Annotated in this window: 12 protein-coding genes; 10 read left to right on the plus strand and 2 right to left on the minus strand. The window is 40.0% G+C overall.

The annotated features are described in order from the left end of the window. The coding region (locus tag ACFOU2_RS19445) for a sodium:solute symporter family protein (RefSeq protein WP_377917973.1) at positions 1 to 1,581 on the minus strand (1,581 nt) is incomplete at its 3' end. Positions 1,582 to 2,239: 658 nt separating this feature from the next. Here ACFOU2_RS19445 and ACFOU2_RS19450 point away from each other — a divergent pair. Beyond that, on the plus strand, positions 2,240 to 2,779 hold the full coding sequence (locus ACFOU2_RS19450) for a helix-turn-helix domain-containing protein (RefSeq protein ID WP_377917974.1): 540 nt from the start codon (positions 2,240 to 2,242) through the stop codon (positions 2,777 to 2,779). A gap of 542 nt (positions 2,780 to 3,321) precedes the next feature. Continuing rightward, positions 3,322 to 3,726, plus strand: a complete 405-nt coding sequence (gene mutT, locus ACFOU2_RS19455; RefSeq protein WP_377917975.1) for an 8-oxo-dGTP diphosphatase MutT — start codon at positions 3,322 to 3,324, stop codon at positions 3,724 to 3,726. On the opposite strand, the gene ACFOU2_RS19460 is transcribed toward mutT, so the two are convergent. Continuing rightward, on the minus strand, positions 3,703 to 6,864 hold the full coding sequence (locus tag ACFOU2_RS19460; protein ID WP_377917976.1) for a DUF3427 domain-containing protein: 3,162 nt from the start codon (positions 6,862 to 6,864) through the stop codon (positions 3,703 to 3,705). The genes mutT and ACFOU2_RS19460 overlap by 24 nt on opposite strands. 273 nt (positions 6,865 to 7,137) lie before the next feature. Between ACFOU2_RS19460 and ACFOU2_RS19465 the strand changes: the two genes are divergently transcribed. The 8 genes from ACFOU2_RS19465 (at position 7,138) to ACFOU2_RS19500 (ending at position 17,147) form a co-directional block, all read left to right on the plus strand. After that, positions 7,138 to 7,509 (plus strand): HIT family protein, encoded by a 372-nt coding sequence (locus ACFOU2_RS19465; protein WP_377917977.1) that lies wholly within the window; start codon positions 7,138 to 7,140, stop codon positions 7,507 to 7,509. Between the two features lie 18 nt (positions 7,510 to 7,527). Next, the gene (locus ACFOU2_RS19470) at positions 7,528 to 7,854 is read left to right on the plus strand and encodes a phosphoribosyl-ATP pyrophosphohydrolase (protein WP_377917978.1); all 327 of its coding nucleotides are present in this window, start codon (positions 7,528 to 7,530) and stop codon (positions 7,852 to 7,854) included. Further along, positions 7,847 to 10,270 (plus strand): DEAD/DEAH box helicase family protein, encoded by a 2,424-nt coding sequence (locus ACFOU2_RS19475; RefSeq protein WP_377918666.1) that lies wholly within the window; start codon positions 7,847 to 7,849, stop codon positions 10,268 to 10,270. The genes ACFOU2_RS19470 and ACFOU2_RS19475 overlap by 8 nt, the downstream gene beginning before the upstream one ends. A gap of 133 nt (positions 10,271 to 10,403) precedes the next feature. Further along, positions 10,404 to 10,841, plus strand: coding sequence for a DUF262 domain-containing protein (locus tag ACFOU2_RS19480; protein ID WP_377917979.1), 438 nt, complete (start codon positions 10,404 to 10,406; stop codon positions 10,839 to 10,841). A gap of 14 nt (positions 10,842 to 10,855) precedes the next feature. Further along, complete coding sequence (locus ACFOU2_RS19485) at positions 10,856 to 11,584, plus strand: GmrSD restriction endonuclease domain-containing protein (protein ID WP_377918667.1); 729 nt, start codon at positions 10,856 to 10,858, stop codon at positions 11,582 to 11,584. 14 nt (positions 11,585 to 11,598) lie between these two features. Beyond that, positions 11,599 to 12,108 carry an HNH endonuclease family protein gene (locus tag ACFOU2_RS19490; protein ID WP_377918668.1) on the plus strand — a complete coding sequence of 170 codons (510 nt, stop codon included), beginning with the start codon at positions 11,599 to 11,601 and terminating at the stop codon, positions 12,106 to 12,108. A gap of 891 nt (positions 12,109 to 12,999) precedes the next feature. Beyond that, positions 13,000 to 14,535, plus strand: a complete 1,536-nt coding sequence (locus ACFOU2_RS19495) for an NADH dehydrogenase subunit 5 (RefSeq protein ID WP_377917980.1) — start codon at positions 13,000 to 13,002, stop codon at positions 14,533 to 14,535. Then, positions 14,532 to 17,147, plus strand: a complete 2,616-nt coding sequence (locus ACFOU2_RS19500; protein WP_377917981.1) for a DUF2309 domain-containing protein — start codon at positions 14,532 to 14,534, stop codon at positions 17,145 to 17,147. Before ACFOU2_RS19495 ends, ACFOU2_RS19500 begins: the two co-directional genes overlap by 4 nt. The last annotated feature ends 88 nt before the right edge of the window (positions 17,148 to 17,235 follow it).

Here is a 17,235-nt window from a genome sequence, read left to right on the forward strand (position 1 = left end):
ATGAGCTGGTCTGAAAAATTGAATGATTGCTATAAAGTAGGACATGATTGCTGCGAATCCGAATAATCCGGTTAATCCATTTTGATAGAGTAAATCAAAGAAAACAACATTTACGCCGGTTAATATAATTCCAGCTCCTAAAGCGATGTAGAAAAAGCGGGCAGATTTCCCTGTTTGGATAACCCATTCAGCTTTTTTGTCCAATAATGTAACCATCACTATTGTTAGTATATTAATAGAACTTCCCACCCAGACAGGATGAATGTTCAAATAAAACGCAGCAGGCTGCCAGTCTCCCAGATGATACCACATTAAACCGCTTAAGCAACCTGTCAACAATGAAGTAATTACAGCTCTTTTTGTAACCACTGGCCAGAATAGGGCTGCTAATACCGGTGCAAATGTTGCACTGTTGCGGATCGTCCAAGCTAGAACATTCCACCATGCGGATTGTTCTGTACGAAGCATGCCAAATATAATCATTAGTATAGTTAGAATAAGCAATGAAATTTTCGTATATTTAATAAGCTGTTCTTCTGTGGCTTTTGGATTTACAGCACGTCCAAAGTCCCTTCCAAGACTGGTTGCACCTGAAAATTGGCAAGGAGCCCCCCAGCCAAGTGCACACGCCCATACTCCTAAGAAAAACAAGCCTACAAGAGGTGCTGGCAATACTTCCATTAAGTATAGCGGAATGGCCATTAATCCTGCTTGTGCATTTGGTACAACCACTGCAGCAGCAATTCCAAATAATACACCACAGACAATAAAAGGAACAGCCATAAATCCTGCTATGATCATCCCCTTTTGTCCTTCCTCCGGGGTTTTGGAAGAAAGTGCCATCTGAAATGCCGCTTGTGCAAGAATAACGTTTACCAGAAACGTGCCAAACCAAGCAACAATTACTTGTAAACCAACCTTATCGAAGTCAAACATCACGGGTTTTTCAGTCGCAAATGCGACCAGCCCTTCAATCCCCGGGTTGATAAAGACGGCGATTAATCCAATGATAAACATAGCTGCAAATAGCAAAATGTTAATCGTTTGCGTAAACGCAATGGACCACATGCCTCCCCCTTGCAAATAAATGAATAATAAAATAGCTGTTATTGCAACAGAAAGTGTCAATGATATTCCGGTGAAAACGTGAATAGCTGACGCGAAAGCAATAGCTGTTGCAACAGACCACATAGGGAAAGCAAATGCAGTAATCAAACCGGAAATACCTAGGGCAGTACGTCCATACTTTTCTCCAATTAAGCCACTTACGGTAACCATCATTTTCTTTCTAAATGAACGAATAATTAAAAAAGCAATAATAAATATTTGGACCATTTCGGCTATTCCATACCATATAGCAGAAATTCCTGACATATAAGATAATTCTAAAATTGATATGTAGGTTGAGCCGGAAAACAATCCAGTGATACAAAAAGCGACAATCCATTTGTTGAAATTTCTTCCTGCTACAAAGTAGCTGTCCTTCTTATTAACTTTACGTTTTGTTAACTGGCCTGCGATAATGAGCGCTAGTGTATAGCCAACTGCAAGCACTAATATCCATATACCGTACTCTCTCAAAATAGTTCCTCCCCTGTTGAATAAGTTTAATGCTAAGTAAACCTACTAGCTTACTATGTATTCGATGTTTTAAAATACAGTATTTCGTATATTAAGTCAATGATTCCTTCATGCCCTATTTAATTTCATCAGCTTTACGAAGACACTTTTTCACAACAAAGGTGAATTTGTCTTTCAAACGTCTAAAACAAAAGAATATAGGCATCTAATTAGTAAAGTTTGCTCAATTACCACAATCAAGGAAAAAAGAATCGTTAAACCAGTATAGTATCCACCTGCAATTTGGCAGTTCAAGAAGATTTGAATTTTAAAGTTTTGCCGCATTACGATTCCTCGGTCCAGGTGATCCGTTTCTGCCGCTTCCAAGAGCAGAACCGTGTCCTTCTTAATAACTGAATAGGATTAATTAAATAGGATAGCCAGATAATAAATAATTAAATAAAAAGTATTCAAACCGAAAGGAAGGGGGAAAGGAATTTCGAGTACTAGGAGCATTTAAGGTCGTTGTTCGGTCTTTTACATAAAAGAGATATAGGGGAGGAGGGACTATCCTGATTTAAAAGATTGCAACTTTAGTTGTAATTTTTTTTGCTTTTTTATTATCGAGTTCCGGCTCCTTAATTTATATTCATGCCTGCCACTACCCGGATATTGTCGAGTGAATCAACAGGATGCAGGTAGTGACAGCACTTTTCGCAATTTCAAGGAAGAAATCGCCTATCAAGGTTCCTTCCGCTCGGATTTATATTACCGGTTAAACGTATTTACCATCCATATCCCGCCCCTCCGCCAGCGGATCGAAGACATCGAGACACTATCCACACAATTCCTAAAGCAGTTCCATGAACAGTACGGAAAGGGCCCTTGCCATCTATCCAATTCCGTCTTGCCGCTGCTTCAATCATACAGCTGGCCGGGAAACATCCGGGAGCTTCGAAACATCATGGAAAGGGCATTTCTCCTAGCCGTTGATGAACCCGCCCTCCTGCCGGTCCACCTGCCGGGTGAACTCCATAAAGCTGACAATATAAATTCACTGCCTTCCGTCGCCAACCTAAAGGACATGGAAAAGCAGATGATCGAACAAGCCCTCAAAGAATCAACGAGTGTGACACAAGCAGCCAAAAAGCTGGGGATTACGAGAAGTACATTATATAGGAAGATTAATCAGTGGAAGATTGATAAGGTTCCTCTTTGAGGAAAAAGCATGTATATAGAAAGCAGAAATTTCATCTCGCAAGGTAACGGCCGGTTATGATTTTATAGCCGGTCGTTTTTATGCTTAGAGTGTGAAGTGAACGGGAGGATGGAGGAGTAAAAGATGAGCTTAGTGAGAATGGAAATGATAAATGCAACAGAATGATTAGTAAATGCGTTGCAAAAATATGTAACCGAAATTTCTTGGGGGGAAGAGTAGGGATGTTAAATACCGCCAACTGATAGATGACGTTGTCAATAATAAGCATGGTTATAAGAGATACGTTAAGTATTGAAAAGCATCTTAGTGATTGATCCTATGCCTGACCTCTACGCTGCCAGAGTAAAGATCAATAATCATTATATTTATACTCTTTAAAAAAGTAAAAAATATCTCCATAGAAATGGTTTTTAACTTTTAATGTACCATAAACACAACATTCCTTTTTCCTACCATTCACTTCACTTCTACCATATGTTAGAGTAAATATTGAAAATCAATCGAGAAATTAGGTAATTTAAGTAGTGAGAGGAATGAATCCAATGAAAAAAACAGTAAAAGTAGTAGGAGCCGTATCTATAAATGAGCAAGGTGATATTCTTTGTGCTCTGCGTTCACCAGAAATGTCTTTACCTAACCTTTGGGAGTTCCCAGGTGGAAAGATTGAAGAGGGCGAGAAGCCTGAACAGTCTCTTGTTCGCGAAATTCAGGAAGAGTTGGATTGTACAGTAGAAGTATTTGAAATGATTGAAGATGTCGTTCATGAATATCCGAATGTGATTGTAAACTTGCTTACATATAGAACAAAAATCGTTGAAGGAACCCCAACAGCAAAGGAACATGCTGAATTAAAATGGGTGCCCCTTCAAGAGCTTCGCTTATTAGAATGGGCACCGGCTGATATTCCAACAATTGATAAGTTGTTAGCGGATAAAGTCAATATATAAGTCTTCTGGTACGGGTTGATGCAAGCGCCATGTGATACTCATAGGGTTGTCACCATGGCTTGTGACATAGTCAACTTCACCTAAGTAGGTGAAAGGCAGCGTCATCCCGTGCATATTATTAAACTTTCTTATAAAGAGGTGGATATGGATATCTCTATTTTGGTGATACATATAGTCCTTTCCTCTTTCTGACTTATGAGAGGTTTGATTTTGGCTTTGCCAGTGAAAATGGTGTTGATCAATAAAATAGTCCTTATATAATAAGTGTTCCTCTACACTTTCTGCTTTATTTAAGTTCACAAAAAGCAAGTAATGATTACCCGTTTTACTAACGCCTTCTCTCCATGAGCCTTCCTGAACACCCGCTTCAAATAAGTAAATCAAATCATTTCTAGTATAATTTTGATAAAGAGATAGTTTCTCTCCTTTTGATAAGAAGCGATTCGCCTGATATGTCCGTCTAAATTCAATGATCCCATAATCAATACGATCTTGTATATATGATTTCATCTCTTGATCTTCTATTAGCTTTACAATGGCTGGATTTAAGATAAAGATGTTGTTATCCATTTCTCCAAATGACCATTTTTGCTTTTTATATGGTGTACACAGGCGAACCATGGATTGATGAAGTAAGCTTTCATGGCTTTCAAGATGAATCTTCGTAGCAAAGCGTTTTTCAAGTTGTTTTACAATATCTTCAAACGTAATGATTCGTTGTTTTAAAGCAATCTCTAAAATGATTAAATCGTAAGGCCATTTAATGGGCATTTGTTGCTCTAGCCGCTCCAATAATTCTGTCATTAAAGTATTCTCTAAAATACGCTTATCTAGCTCATTGATGTCCTTCATTTTTTCTTTTGTTTGTACCCATGTTTTAAACCTATAAATAAAGAAGGTAAAGCTAGGGGACTGTTCTGCATATAAGAAATCCAATATTTCTGGTGAACGACCTAATTCATTTTTAAATTGTTGGTAAAGCGATTTTAGCATATCCACTGCATTCATTTTAATAGAATCGATTTTATCTAAAATTTGCTTTTGGGAAACAGGGTCTAGATCCACATAAGAGCCAGCAGGCAGATCAGCAAATTCATGTGTAATTGCTACTCGTAGCGAGTCTTTATCAAAGGCTTTATGATTGATTTGACCTGAAAGTGCTAGTGGTACAACAAATGATTTTTCATAGTTTCCAATGAAATCTAATACCGTGACAAATTCTTTCCCATCTATTTTACGTAAACCACGTCCGAGTTGCTGAATAAAAATCGTGGAGGACTCTGTCGGTCGTAAAAAGAGAATAAGATTTAGGCTTGGAATATCGATTCCTTCATTAAAAATATCCACAGTAAAAATCATTTGCAACGGATCATTTTCATCTTCTAGTTGCTTTACCACCGCTTCACGATAGGAAATACTATGCTCACCTGTTAAAAAGGTAGTATGAAATCCTCTTTTATTGAATTCTTCACTCATATATTTGGCGTGCTCGATATTGGAGCAAAAGCCAAGCCCAATCATTCGGTCTCCTTGATAGCCGTATGTATCAATCATTTCAATAATAAAATCTGTTCGCTCATTTGTTTTTAACGCTTTTACAAGTAAGTCCTCTTGAAACAAACCATTTCGTAAAGGGATGGTGCTGTAATCTACCGTTTCATCCGTCACCCCAAAATAATGGAATGGGACTAATAGCTTTGCTTCTAATGCATCGCGTAAACGAATTTCATATACGACATTATGGTCACATAGTGCCAATACATTTCTGCCGTCCATTCGTTCTGGAGTAGCTGTCAGCCCTAATAAAAAGTTTGGCTTGAAATATTCTAGAACTTTCTTGTAGGTAGGCGCCTCTGCGTGATGAAACTCATCGACAATAATGTAATCAAATTCATCCTTTGAAAATTGAGAAAGAGTGTTTTCTTTATGAAGTGACTGTACAGTACTAAATAAATATGGCTTATCCCATTCTTTTGCAGATCCTGTCAACTTTCCGAACCAGCTGTGCTGTGGGATCACTTGTTGGAATGTTTCGATTGCATTATCTAACAATTCCTCACGATGAGCAATAAAGAGAAGTTTTTTAGGTTGATAGGCTTTCACATCGAAAGCGGATAAGTAGGTTTTACCTGTTCCAGTTGCGGCGATAATCACTCCGCGTGTATTTCCATTTTCTCTTGTAATACGTAAGTTTTCTAATGCTTCTTTTTGCATTTGATTTGGTTGAAGAGGTTTTAAACTATAGTGTTTTTCAGTTTCGGCCACTTTCAGTGTTTGTTGCACATGCTTTTCAACCTTTTGCTTTGCTTTTTGATATTCATCATAAACTCTAATAAATTCTTCTGTCAGCGGGATGGCTTCTGAGCTATTCCATGCTTGATTAAATGTTTTTTGTGCTTGATCAAAAACTGGCATATAAGCGGTATGAGGGATTTTGACATTGAGCTCATGACCGTTGATTAATGCTGAATGAGAAAGGTTAGATGACCCAATAATAACCGTGTTTAAGCCAGAGTTACGGTAAAACATATAGGCTTTAGTATGAAACGACTCTTTTTGATTATCTAATACCTTTACTTCAACATTGTCGTATTGTAATAATTTTCTGAGTGCCTTTGCCTGGGTAATTCCCATATAAGTGGACGTAATAATTCGGATTGGTATGTTCTTTTCTTGTAATTGCAATAGTGGACGCGTTAATAAATGCAAACCCGACTCCCGAATGAAACTTACCATAAAATCCACACGGTCTGATGTTAACATTTCGTATTTTAATGTTTTAAAGAAGTTTTTAATTGAATGTTTTTCATTATGAATTAAATCCATTCGTGATAAATATAGATCTTCATTAAGCGGCATACTCTCAATTTCCGAGCTATACGTAATCATGGAAAGCGGCAAAGAAAATCTCTCATTCTCTTTTGATAGGGCATTAGAAATTTTTTGTGTCACTTGAATGACTTTATCGTATTGTTCATTTGTAATTAGAGCATTAATTCTTTCACTCAATTTGTTTGCTGTATGTAAAATAAGCGCTTCTGTATACTCTTTTGGAGATAGACGCTGAATTGCTTTTGTATCAGGGTATTGCTTATTATCGATAAGTAGCTCTTCAAAAAATCCGTTTTTGTTCGTCAAATGAATCACCTTATTCTTAATTTTGTCTATGTTTACTATATCAAAAGAACTGTGGAAGACGGAGAACTTTCTTTAATTCTCCAACCACCTGAAATATAGAAGGTACTATAAAATTTAAAGTTAGAGGGTTAGGAGTTGAAATAAAGGATAATAGGCTATAACCATTCAAAAGCAGTAACTACATACGAGTTGGTGCTTTTTTCTTGTATCTTCCATTGTTATAATTTCATAGAGAACATAATGTCTTATATAAATTTTTAAATGGAGGAACCCATGTCTTGTCCATTCTGCTCATTACCAAAAGAAAACATACTATTAGAAAATGATCACGTTATTGCCTTTTTCGATAAATACCCTGTCCAAAAGGGTCATCTGCTAATTGTACCAAAGCGCCATATCCAGACCTATTTTGAGGCTTCCACGGAGGAATTAGCTTCAATCCATGCACTGTTGCACGAGGGAAAACAGCTTTTGGACGATAAATACCATCCAGACGGTTACAATATCGGCATTAATGTTGGAGAGTTCGGTGGCCAGACGGTGATGCACCTTCATGTCCATCTCATTCCCCGATATAAAGGGGATATAGAGGATCCGCGTGGAGGTATCCGAAAGGCGATTCCGAATCTTGTGCCGTATCCGTAAAAAGAAGGAGGAAGATCAATGCCTGTTTACAATAAGTTAGTACGTGATCGTATTCCTGAAATTATTGAAACAATGGGAAAAACGTATAGATCAAGGGTTTTAAATGAAGACGAATATATAAAAGAGCTGCGTAAAAAAGCACAGGAGGAATTAGCGGAATATATGAACAGCAAAACGGATGGGGAAGCGATTGAAGAGCTGGCAGATTTACTGGAGGTTGTTCATGCACTTGCCGCTGCCCATGGTTCTTCAGTAGAAGAGCTTGAAGGGGTACGGAAAATGAAAGCAGAAAAACGGGGAGGCTTTCAGGAGAAGATTCTTCTGATTGATGTGGAAGATGAGTAACGTTCAGTTAATTACATACGGTTTAGGAGAGCATTTGCAAAAAGCGATTGAACAGTCGGACAGTATTTATATTTTAACTTCTTTTGTGATGGACTCGGGTGTGAACTTGCTGGCACCTTCTTTGCGAACAGCCTGTGAGAGAGGGGCAGAGGTGAAGCTTTTGGCTGGAGACTATTTGCATGTGACCCAGCCAAAGGCATTGGCGAGACTGATTGATATTCACCCCGATATTGAAGTCCGGCTCTGGCAGAGTAACGGCCAGTCTTTTCACCCAAAGGCTTATTTGTTTCAGCAGAAGGACGGCAATACCTTTGTAGTAGGCTCCTCTAATTTATCCTCTTCCGCTCTTGTCAGCGGTGTGGAATGGAATGTCATCGTAAATGACGAAATATCCGATACATTTGAGAATGCACTCACAGAGTTTATGCAGCTGTTTTATCATGAACAGACAGTCCCAGTGAATCATGAAACCATTAAGGTTTATGAGCAGTCCTATCATTCTTATCACCAGCAGTATCCGAACCTAATTCGTAACTGGACAGAAACGGAAGAGGCGGATATGATGCTGCCAGTTGAGGAAAAAAAGAAACAGCCGGAAGTTATAGTTGAACCTTCGGGTACATACGGCACTATCCATCCCCGCCCGGCCCAGCATGAAGCACTTGAAGCATTATTCAATACATATGAAGAAGGGTATCATAAGGCAATGGTCGTCATGGCAACAGGGCTGGGGAAAACTTATCTGGCAGGCTTTTTTGCTGAAAGGTTTGCGCGTGTTCTCTTTATTGCCCACAGGGAAGAACTGCTGCACCAGGCAAAGGCATCTTTCCAAACCATTATGCCGGAGCGGACAGGCGGCCTTTATTACCGTTATGAAAAAACAACAGACACAGACTTTGTGTTTGCCTCTGTTTATACATTAAGTATGGAAAAGCATTTGCACCGGTTCAGATCGGATGATTTTGATTTAATTATCGTCGATGAATTTCACCATGCTGCAGCTACTACATATCAGCGAGTGATCGATTATTTTCAACCGAAGTTTTTGCTTGGAATTACCGCCACTCCTGACCGTATGGACCAAAAGGATGTATATGCATTATGCGATGGAAATGTGGCATACCAGCTTCATTTTATTGAAGCGATCCAAAAAGGGTGGCTTACGCCGTTCCGGTATTTTGGTGTATATGATGAAACAGATTATTCAGGGATTACATGGCTTGGAAAGAAGTATGATCAGCAGGAGCTGTTAGCCGTACAGCTGCGTAAGGAGTATGCGGAAAACATTTTGCAGGCATGGCTGAAGCATAAGCAAACAAGAACGCTTTGTTTTTGTTCGTCTATCGGACAAGCTAACTTTCTGGCAGACTTTTTTCAAAAGAAGGGCTACCAAACTATCAGTCTGCATTCTAAAACGATTGGCGTATCAAGAAGTGAGGCTATTAAACAATTAAATGAAGGGGTTCTAGATGTCATTTTTACAGTCGACCTTTTTAATGAAGGGGTGGATATTCCTTCTGTTGATACATTATTGTTCGTAAGACCGACCGAGTCATTAACGATTTTTACCCAGCAGGTTGGCCGGGGATTAAGACTGCATGCTGAAAAAGAGTATTGTGCGATTATTGATCTGATCGGGAACTATCGGAATGCTGATATTAAGCTGAGCTTATTTCAGCTTGAGCCAGGGGAGCAGAAGAAAAAAGCGGCAGCTGTTGCAACGGTTCCGGTAAATTGCGAGCTTCACCTTGAAACAGAGGTTATTAATCTGCTGGAGGAGCTGGCGAAAAAGCGACAGCCACGCAAGGAAGCGTTAAAACAAGCGTACTTAAAGGTAAAACAGGAGCTTGGCCGCAGACCAACTTATTTGGAGCTTCATCTGCGTGGAACAGAACCTTCAAAAACGTATTATCAGGAATTTAAATCATATGCTGGTTTTTTGTACTGGGCCAACGAGTTAACAGAGCGCGAGCAGGAAGCATTCCGTAAATATGAGTGCTGGCTTGTGGAAGTAGAACGAACAGGTATGGTTAAAAGCTATAAAATGGTTGTATTGCTTTACATGCTTCAAAGGGGACAAGAGCATTGGGCAGATCCAGTCACACCACAGGAAGTAGCTCCTTTCTTCCATCACTATTTAACAGAAACAGAGTATCGAAAACGCATTGATTTTTCCGATAAATCGTCAAAGCAAATGTGGGATTATGATGAAAAAAAAGTTAGTAAGCTGATTGCAGATATGCCGATGACAAAGTGGAGCGGGAGCTCAAAAGGATTGATTAGCTTTGAGGATGGTCAATTTATAATTCATCTTGATATTGATGAACAGGACCAAGAGATTCTTTATGAGTGGACAAAGGAAATATGTGAGTATCGGCTGCATCAGTATTTTGAACGGAAAGCGGAAACTTCTTAAAGAATGATTCTTTAAGAAGTTTTTTATAAATGAGAGAAGCGTATCGGCTATATTTAACTAAAATTAGTAAAATGATATAATTTTCAATATAGATTCCAGCAGCAACTTTAGAGAAATAGATGGGGGTTTAAAAATGGCAACAATTGATACAAGAATCGAGGCAAAGGAGATCCTGTTTAAGGATTTATTCGGATCGAAATTTACTTTTAAAATCCCGGGCTACCAGCGCCAATATTCATGGGAAAAGGATCAACAGGAGCAATTATTTGATGATATAAAGGAAGCTTTGGAATTTGAGGAGGAAAGCTATTTTTTAGGAAGTGTTATTTTACAGGTTATTTCACAGAAAAGTGACGATAGCGGAGTTTATGACGTTGTAGACGGACAACAGCGTCTGACAACCCTGACCATCCTTCTTGCTGTCATGCGTGATTTAATAGCACATCCTAAGGCTAAAAGCACATTGCAATCAAAAATCTACCAAGAAGCTGACCCTTATGAAGATAAGCCGGAAACAGTTCGTTTGCGTGTACGTGATCGTGACTACTCTTTTTTCAAAAATATATTTTAGAAGAAGGCGGGACCCTGCTCCCTGTTAGCGAGAGAGATTTAACGGAGTCACAGGAACGGATGATAGAAGCAATACATATATTTACGGATCGATTTAAGGAGAACGGCCAATTGAATGAGCCGTTAGTCGATAAAATGATTCACTTTGTATTAAACCGATGCATGTTTGTTTATGTTAAAACAGGAACGTTTACATCGGCTTTTCGATTGTTTTCCATTTTAAATGACCGTGGAATGCCGCTTAGCAATGCGGATTTATTAAAGAGTACCAATTTAGGAGCGATCGTTGAGAGCGAGCGGATGCATTATCAAAACATGTGGGAAGCAATGGAAGAAGAGTTGGGGAGAGAGGAGCTTGAGAAGCTTCTTGCTTATATTCGTCTTATTTTCGTAAAGGAGAAGGCACGTAAAACAATTCAGGAAGAATATGAAGAAAAGATATTTGCGAAGAACCCGAATTTTAGAGGGAAAGCATTTATTGAATATGTGAAGCAGTTTGCGGATATTTACCGTGAAAAAATCTTAAATGCCGAAATCCAGGTACATAATAAAGAAACAGAGGTAAAATATCATGGTTTGTTAACCCTTATGCGGGACTTCATTCCTTCTTCTGACTGGATTCCTGTGCTTATTCACTTTGTCCAGAAGTTTCAAGCAGATGATGAGGTTTATCCATTTTTACAAGCGTTAGAACGAAAGTTTGTGGTGAGCTGGATCAGGGGAATTAGCCCGACTGGAGAGTAACAGAAATGGTGAAAATGATTCAGGCAATCAATCAGGCGGAGACACCACAGGATGTGCTGGGAGCCGGCATTTTTCAAAAAACTGAGGACTGTAAAACAGTTAGGTTTAATATCGAAGCAGATGATTTTTACAAGAAGAAATATGCCAAATATTTATTGCTTCGACTTGATATGGCATTGAACGAAAATGCTAATGTAAAAAAATCATATACAGGTATTATAAGCGTAGAACATATTTTACCCCAAAAACCTCCTAAAGGAAGCAGTTGGGAGCACGGATTCACGGAAGAAGAACGGAAAATCTGGACACATCGCTTAGGTAATTTAGTATTATTAAGCCGTAAGAAGAACTCTTCAGCGAATAATAGGGATTTCGATATAAAGCTTAAAAAATATTTCTCAAACGGGATTACAGATTTTGAGCTGACGAAAGAGCTGAAGAATTTTAAAGGGTGGACTATAAAAGAGTGTGAATTTCGCCAAGAGGACTTAGTCCGTAAGTTGATGGGGATATATTTTAGTTAAAAGTTGAAGTAAGTTGTAAGAATAAAGGAGTAATGCTGATACACAAGGCGCATTACTCCTTTTTTACATCTTTAGACCATGCTTCCTCTATTAAAAGCTATCAAACTCAAAATGTACGTATAACCATTAATTATGAGTGCGGCGTTATGATTATGTGAGAGGATGGGGTCTGACCCCGCGGCTTACCGAAGACGAATATTAATAGGAATAGATATTGACCAATGATAAAAGAATCGAGTGGTCCAGATAGTAATGCGATTGGATTCGTTTTTATAGACCTGAAGAACTAATATAATAACTTTAATTCACCCTACGATTAGAGGGATATGTGTGAAGAAACTGCTAAAAAGTTATTAAATAAATCAATTTTTAAAGGTTTAAATTTGAGAGTAGTATCTGGTCAAATCATATGTAAATGTTACTGGATATGATTAAGCGTGGACCGATATTGAACTTGACAGAATGTTTAATAAAGAGTAGTATTACTACTAAAATAAATGTTTAAAATACTTCTAAAAATATAGATTACTTTAGCATACAGTTAATAATCTCATATTTGACTATATGAAAAAGGAAACCTATAAAAATAGAGGTCAGGAACAAGGCAAACCGGGAATACGCTTCCTTATTGGTAAGGAAGAAAATGTTATATAAAAAAGGTAGACTATTTAAAAAGTCAAATTGGACTAGTTAAAAGTAAACCGACAATTTTCAAAGTTTAATGGTTTTAAAATGACCATTAAATTTAGAAATTGTCGGTTTTTTTATTTTTAAAAAAATAAAAATGTTATTCAGTAGGAAGGAAAGTTACATAATGAAGCAAATTGTTAAGAGTCATATTTTCGGAATTTTGGTTGCTTGCATCCATCCATTTCAAAGGGGGGAAGCTGGATGTTAGTTTCCCTGCATTTTGTTTCACTGCCAACAGCATTTTTTATATTACTTGCGGTTTCTGTGCTTAGCGCGTTATTCCTGTTATACCCAAGGGTTCCGTTGAATTTTGTTCGTATTCACGTCGGCATAATATCGTTCCCCCCGATAGTCGCCCTGTTGGCCCTTGTTTTTAACAATGGGAGTGTGATTTTTGGCCCTTGGCGTCTTGATTCCTTATCATGGCTGCTGGCGTTGTTTGTCCTTACAATTGGCTTAATTGTGCAGCGCTACTCTGTTCGTTACTTACTCGGTGATCGTTCTTATCGAAAATATTTTGCACTACTGACACTCACTACGGTTGCTGATTCAGTTGCCTGGCTCAGTGATGATCTTCGTTGGCTATTGGTTTGCTGGGGAGCTACACTCCTGGGACTGACATTGCTCATAAGATTAAAAAAGGAGTGGCAAGTGGCTAGAAATGCTGCTGCGCTTTCTGGTCGTCTGTTTGCATTCAGTTGGCTTATCTTGTTGTTAGCGATAATCTGGGTAACACAAGCCGCGGGGCATTGGCAGTTGTCGCTCATACTTACTCAAAACAGTCTTGCACAACTTGGTTCATGGGAGAGGACCTGTATAAACCTACTGCTGATAGTGGCCGTAGTGATTCCTGCAGCACAATGGCCTTTTCAACGCTGGTTATTGGACTCGGTAGTTGCTCCAACGCCTGTTTCCGCAGTAATGCATGCGGGTATAGTAAATGCCGGTGGAATTATGTTGACTCGTTTCGCGCCTCTTTTTAGCGGCGATGCAGCACAGATTATTTTGCTCGTTCTGTCTAGTATTTCAGTCTTGATGGGGACCGGAATTATGCTAGTCCAAGTTGACTATAAACGACAGCTGGTAGGCTCTACGATTGCGCAGATGGGGTTCATGCTGATCCAGTGTGCATTAGGTGCTTATTTGGCAGCCATTATTCACGCCGTATTACATGGTCTATTCAAATCCACCCTTTTCTTACAGGCTGGCTCTGCAATACGTCACAACGAGTCAATGTCCCGGACAACACGGCCATCGTCATTTTTATGGACAATCACTGGAAGTGTTCTAGGTCTCCTAGTGGGGATTGGTTATTGGCTAACTTCTCCTGAAGAAGCTTATCAATTGATAAGTGCCCTAATTTTGGGGTGGTCTGTGTCATTTGCTTGGACACAACTCGTGGCTTTTGGGTACGGTCGTATTGGGCGTATTGCGGGATTTTCTCTATTTGCAGGAATGGCAATCGTGTTCAACATCATCCATACCGCCTTTTATAGGCTATTACATGAAACAGTTCAGAAAGGAATACAACCCCCTACACCCACGGCCATTTTCCTCATGTTTACCTTGTTGGCCGGTAGTGCTATAGGTGCATGGTTAGCTCGTAATCGTTCGTCAACTTCCTTTGCTATCATTTATCTTTGGCTCGTACGATTGGGTGAGCCTCATAATGATTTGGTCGAAAGCCATCCAAAGTATCTGGCACAATCCCTATCTCGAGGAGGTAATTTACGATGAATACACTATTAGCCAAAACATTAATTTTGGAAAAGGAACCTGATTATCTTGATCTTGATATTAACGAGTTAGTAAAATCAGCGAGCAAAGTCATAGCACCACTTGGGCCTATTAACACGTTTGCGGCACGTAACCCCTGGATGGGTTTGGAAGGACAACCATTTGAACTGGTGGCACGCAGGCTCAAAGATACATGTGATGTACATATATATCCCAATGATTCCATGTTTCAATCTGCACGGAATCGAGGCGAGATTAATCAGGATTTTCTAGAAATGGGACTTCAACACTGGCTTGATTTACAGTCTCTAGAATTGCCACGCGGGGTTGGAGAGCGGTTCTGCCGGGCTGCCCTTATGCAGGATAAGCCATCTTCCAACCTATTGGCAGTACCTGAGTTAAAAAGCTTGGCAAGGAAACTACGCCGTTTTAAGTCCCAGATTACCGAAAAACATTCAGTACAAACGTATAGTCAGTGCTTAGAACAGCTGGCCGGTGAGCGGGTGGCTCACGATCTCAATCGTCATATAATCAAATGGTGTAAATTGTTCTTGGATGAGTCCCAGGCTGTATGGTCCATGCCAAATCGCGAAGAAGGTTTCTATCATGCGTGGCGCGGACTTGTCCAGCATGATCCGGCACTGAGCCATCAGATACGTAAACAACTAAATAATTTACCGAAAGAGGCTGACCATGCTTTAAAGGAAGCATTGTTGGCACTAGAAATCCCTTATTCAGAGATACAAGACTATCTTGAGGCTCATTTACTTGCCTTGCCAGGCTGGGCAGGAATGATGCTTTGGCGCTCGCAGCAATCAACTCAAGAAAATTCACTGCTAACTGAATATTTGGCTGTTCGAATTTCCATGGAGTGGGCCTTGATTAAACCATATCTTCCCTTGCCTGAACAAAGAATGGATAAAATACTTCTAGAACCATTGATTGCAGCCTGGGCTCAATGGGGTAACCTGCCAATCAATGCATGGTCACAGTTGTCTTCCATAGAAGTAAAAGCACGTTTGACACTAGCCTATCGTTTTGATAAGATTCTCCGCAATCGGATTTGGCTGGAAGCCTGGGAAAAAACATACGAAGATCAATTAATGAAGATGATCACATCGAAACAGCTTACAGCAGCAGATCACATAAAGTCTGCATTGGCACAATTTGTATTTTGTATTGATGTACGTTCAGAGCCTTTTCGCCGCAAACTTGAAAAAGCAGGTCCTTTTGAGACTTTTGGAACAGCCGGTTTTTTTGGATTGCCGATTAAAACCAACGAGCTTGGCAGTAAACACAGCCATAACTCCTTGCCGGTTATGTTCAAACCGCAATTCAAAGTAAAAGAATCTTCAACAGAGTTTGAATTAAAACAGTATCAACAACGTCAACAGGCGGTGAATTCACTCAGCTGCACATTCAAAACGATGAAACATAACCTGCTTTCCAGCTTGTTGCTGCCGGAGATAAGCGGCCCCTGGCTTAGTTTGCAAACGTTGGCCCGCAGCTTTGTTCCAAGGAGCGCAGGTTATACTTTCCGCAAAATTCGCGATACATGGTTGAACAAACCTTCCACGGAACTCTTGCTCGACCATGTGCATACCTCGGAAACGGAGTTACCGGTTGGCTTTTCTGAGGAAGAAAAAGTGCACTATGCACGGCAAGCTCTAAAAATGATGGGGCTCACAGATCATTTCGCTCCTTTAGTGGTCATTTGCGGACATGGAAGTCACAGCACGAACAATCCATATGCCTCCGCGTTGGACTGTGGGGCATGCGGAGGAGCATCAAGTGGCTTCAATGCGCGGGTACTGGCAGCCCTGTGTAACCTTCCAATGGTGAGGCAGACCCTCGAGATAGAGGGAATTTCGATTCCGAAAGATACAGTTTTCGCGGCTGCCGAGCATATCACAACACTTGATCAATTACGTTGGCTTTATGTTCCTGAACTTTCAGATGCAGCTCAAAAAGCATTTAATCGTATCCAAGCCACGTTGCCAAAGGTTAGTGATGAAGCAAATGCCGAGCGAATATCGCAATTACCAAATCTCGGCTCTGATTACAAGAATCCGAAGGCTGAAGCGCAACGCTTTGCAGAAGATTGGAGTGAGGTACGCCCGGAATGGGGACTGGCGCGTAACGCCGCGTTTATCATTGGAGAACGCCGGCTTACCCAAGAATGCAATTTGGGTGGGAGAGCTTTTCTCCACAACTATAACTGGCAGAAGGACAAGAACGGTGCTCTACTTGCCAACATTATCACCGGGCCAGTAACGGTTGCTCAATGGATTAACCTGCAATATTACGCGTCTACCGTTGCACCTTATTATTATGGCAGTGGGAATAAAGCTACCCAAACAGTGACGGCCGGTATCGGAGTAATGCAGGGGAATGCCAGTGACTTATTAGCCGGACTTCCCTGGCAGTCCGTGATGCAATCGGATCAAGAGATCTATCATGTTCCCATGCGTTTATTGGTGGTGGTACAAGCGCCAAGGGAGTATGTGGAACGGTTGCTGGATCATGATCTAGCATTACATCAAAAAGTTCAAAATGGATGGATTCGGCTTGCGTCCATTGATCCGGAAGGACACTGGGAAAGTTGGTCTTAACTACTTTCCGAGTTCGGTGATAAGGACCTAACATGTGCCTTGTGAGAAGTAGGCTTTGCTTACCAGCGGTTTAAAGCTAAACAATACA

The organism is Bacillus songklensis, from assembly GCF_042649685.1.
Taxonomy (GTDB): domain Bacteria; phylum Bacillota; class Bacilli; order Bacillales; family Bacillaceae_H; genus Bacillus_BA; species Bacillus_BA songklensis.

Coding starts and splice junctions, on each gene's coding strand:
- mutT (WP_377917975.1), top strand. CDS start 3,322: ATGAAAAAAACAGTAAAAGTAGTAGGAGCCGTATCTATAAATGAGCAA.
- ACFOU2_RS19465 (WP_377917977.1), top strand. CDS start 7,138: ATGTCTTGTCCATTCTGCTCATTACCAAAAGAAAACATACTATTAGAA.
- ACFOU2_RS19470 (WP_377917978.1), top strand. CDS start 7,528: ATGCCTGTTTACAATAAGTTAGTACGTGATCGTATTCCTGAAATTATT.
- ACFOU2_RS19475 (WP_377918666.1), top strand. CDS start 7,847: ATGAGTAACGTTCAGTTAATTACATACGGTTTAGGAGAGCATTTGCAA.
- ACFOU2_RS19480 (WP_377917979.1), top strand. CDS start 10,404: ATGGCAACAATTGATACAAGAATCGAGGCAAAGGAGATCCTGTTTAAG.
- ACFOU2_RS19490 (WP_377918668.1), top strand. CDS start 11,599: ATGATTCAGGCAATCAATCAGGCGGAGACACCACAGGATGTGCTGGGA.
- ACFOU2_RS19495 (WP_377917980.1), top strand. CDS start 13,000: ATGTTAGTTTCCCTGCATTTTGTTTCACTGCCAACAGCATTTTTTATA.
- ACFOU2_RS19500 (WP_377917981.1), top strand. CDS start 14,532: ATGAATACACTATTAGCCAAAACATTAATTTTGGAAAAGGAACCTGAT.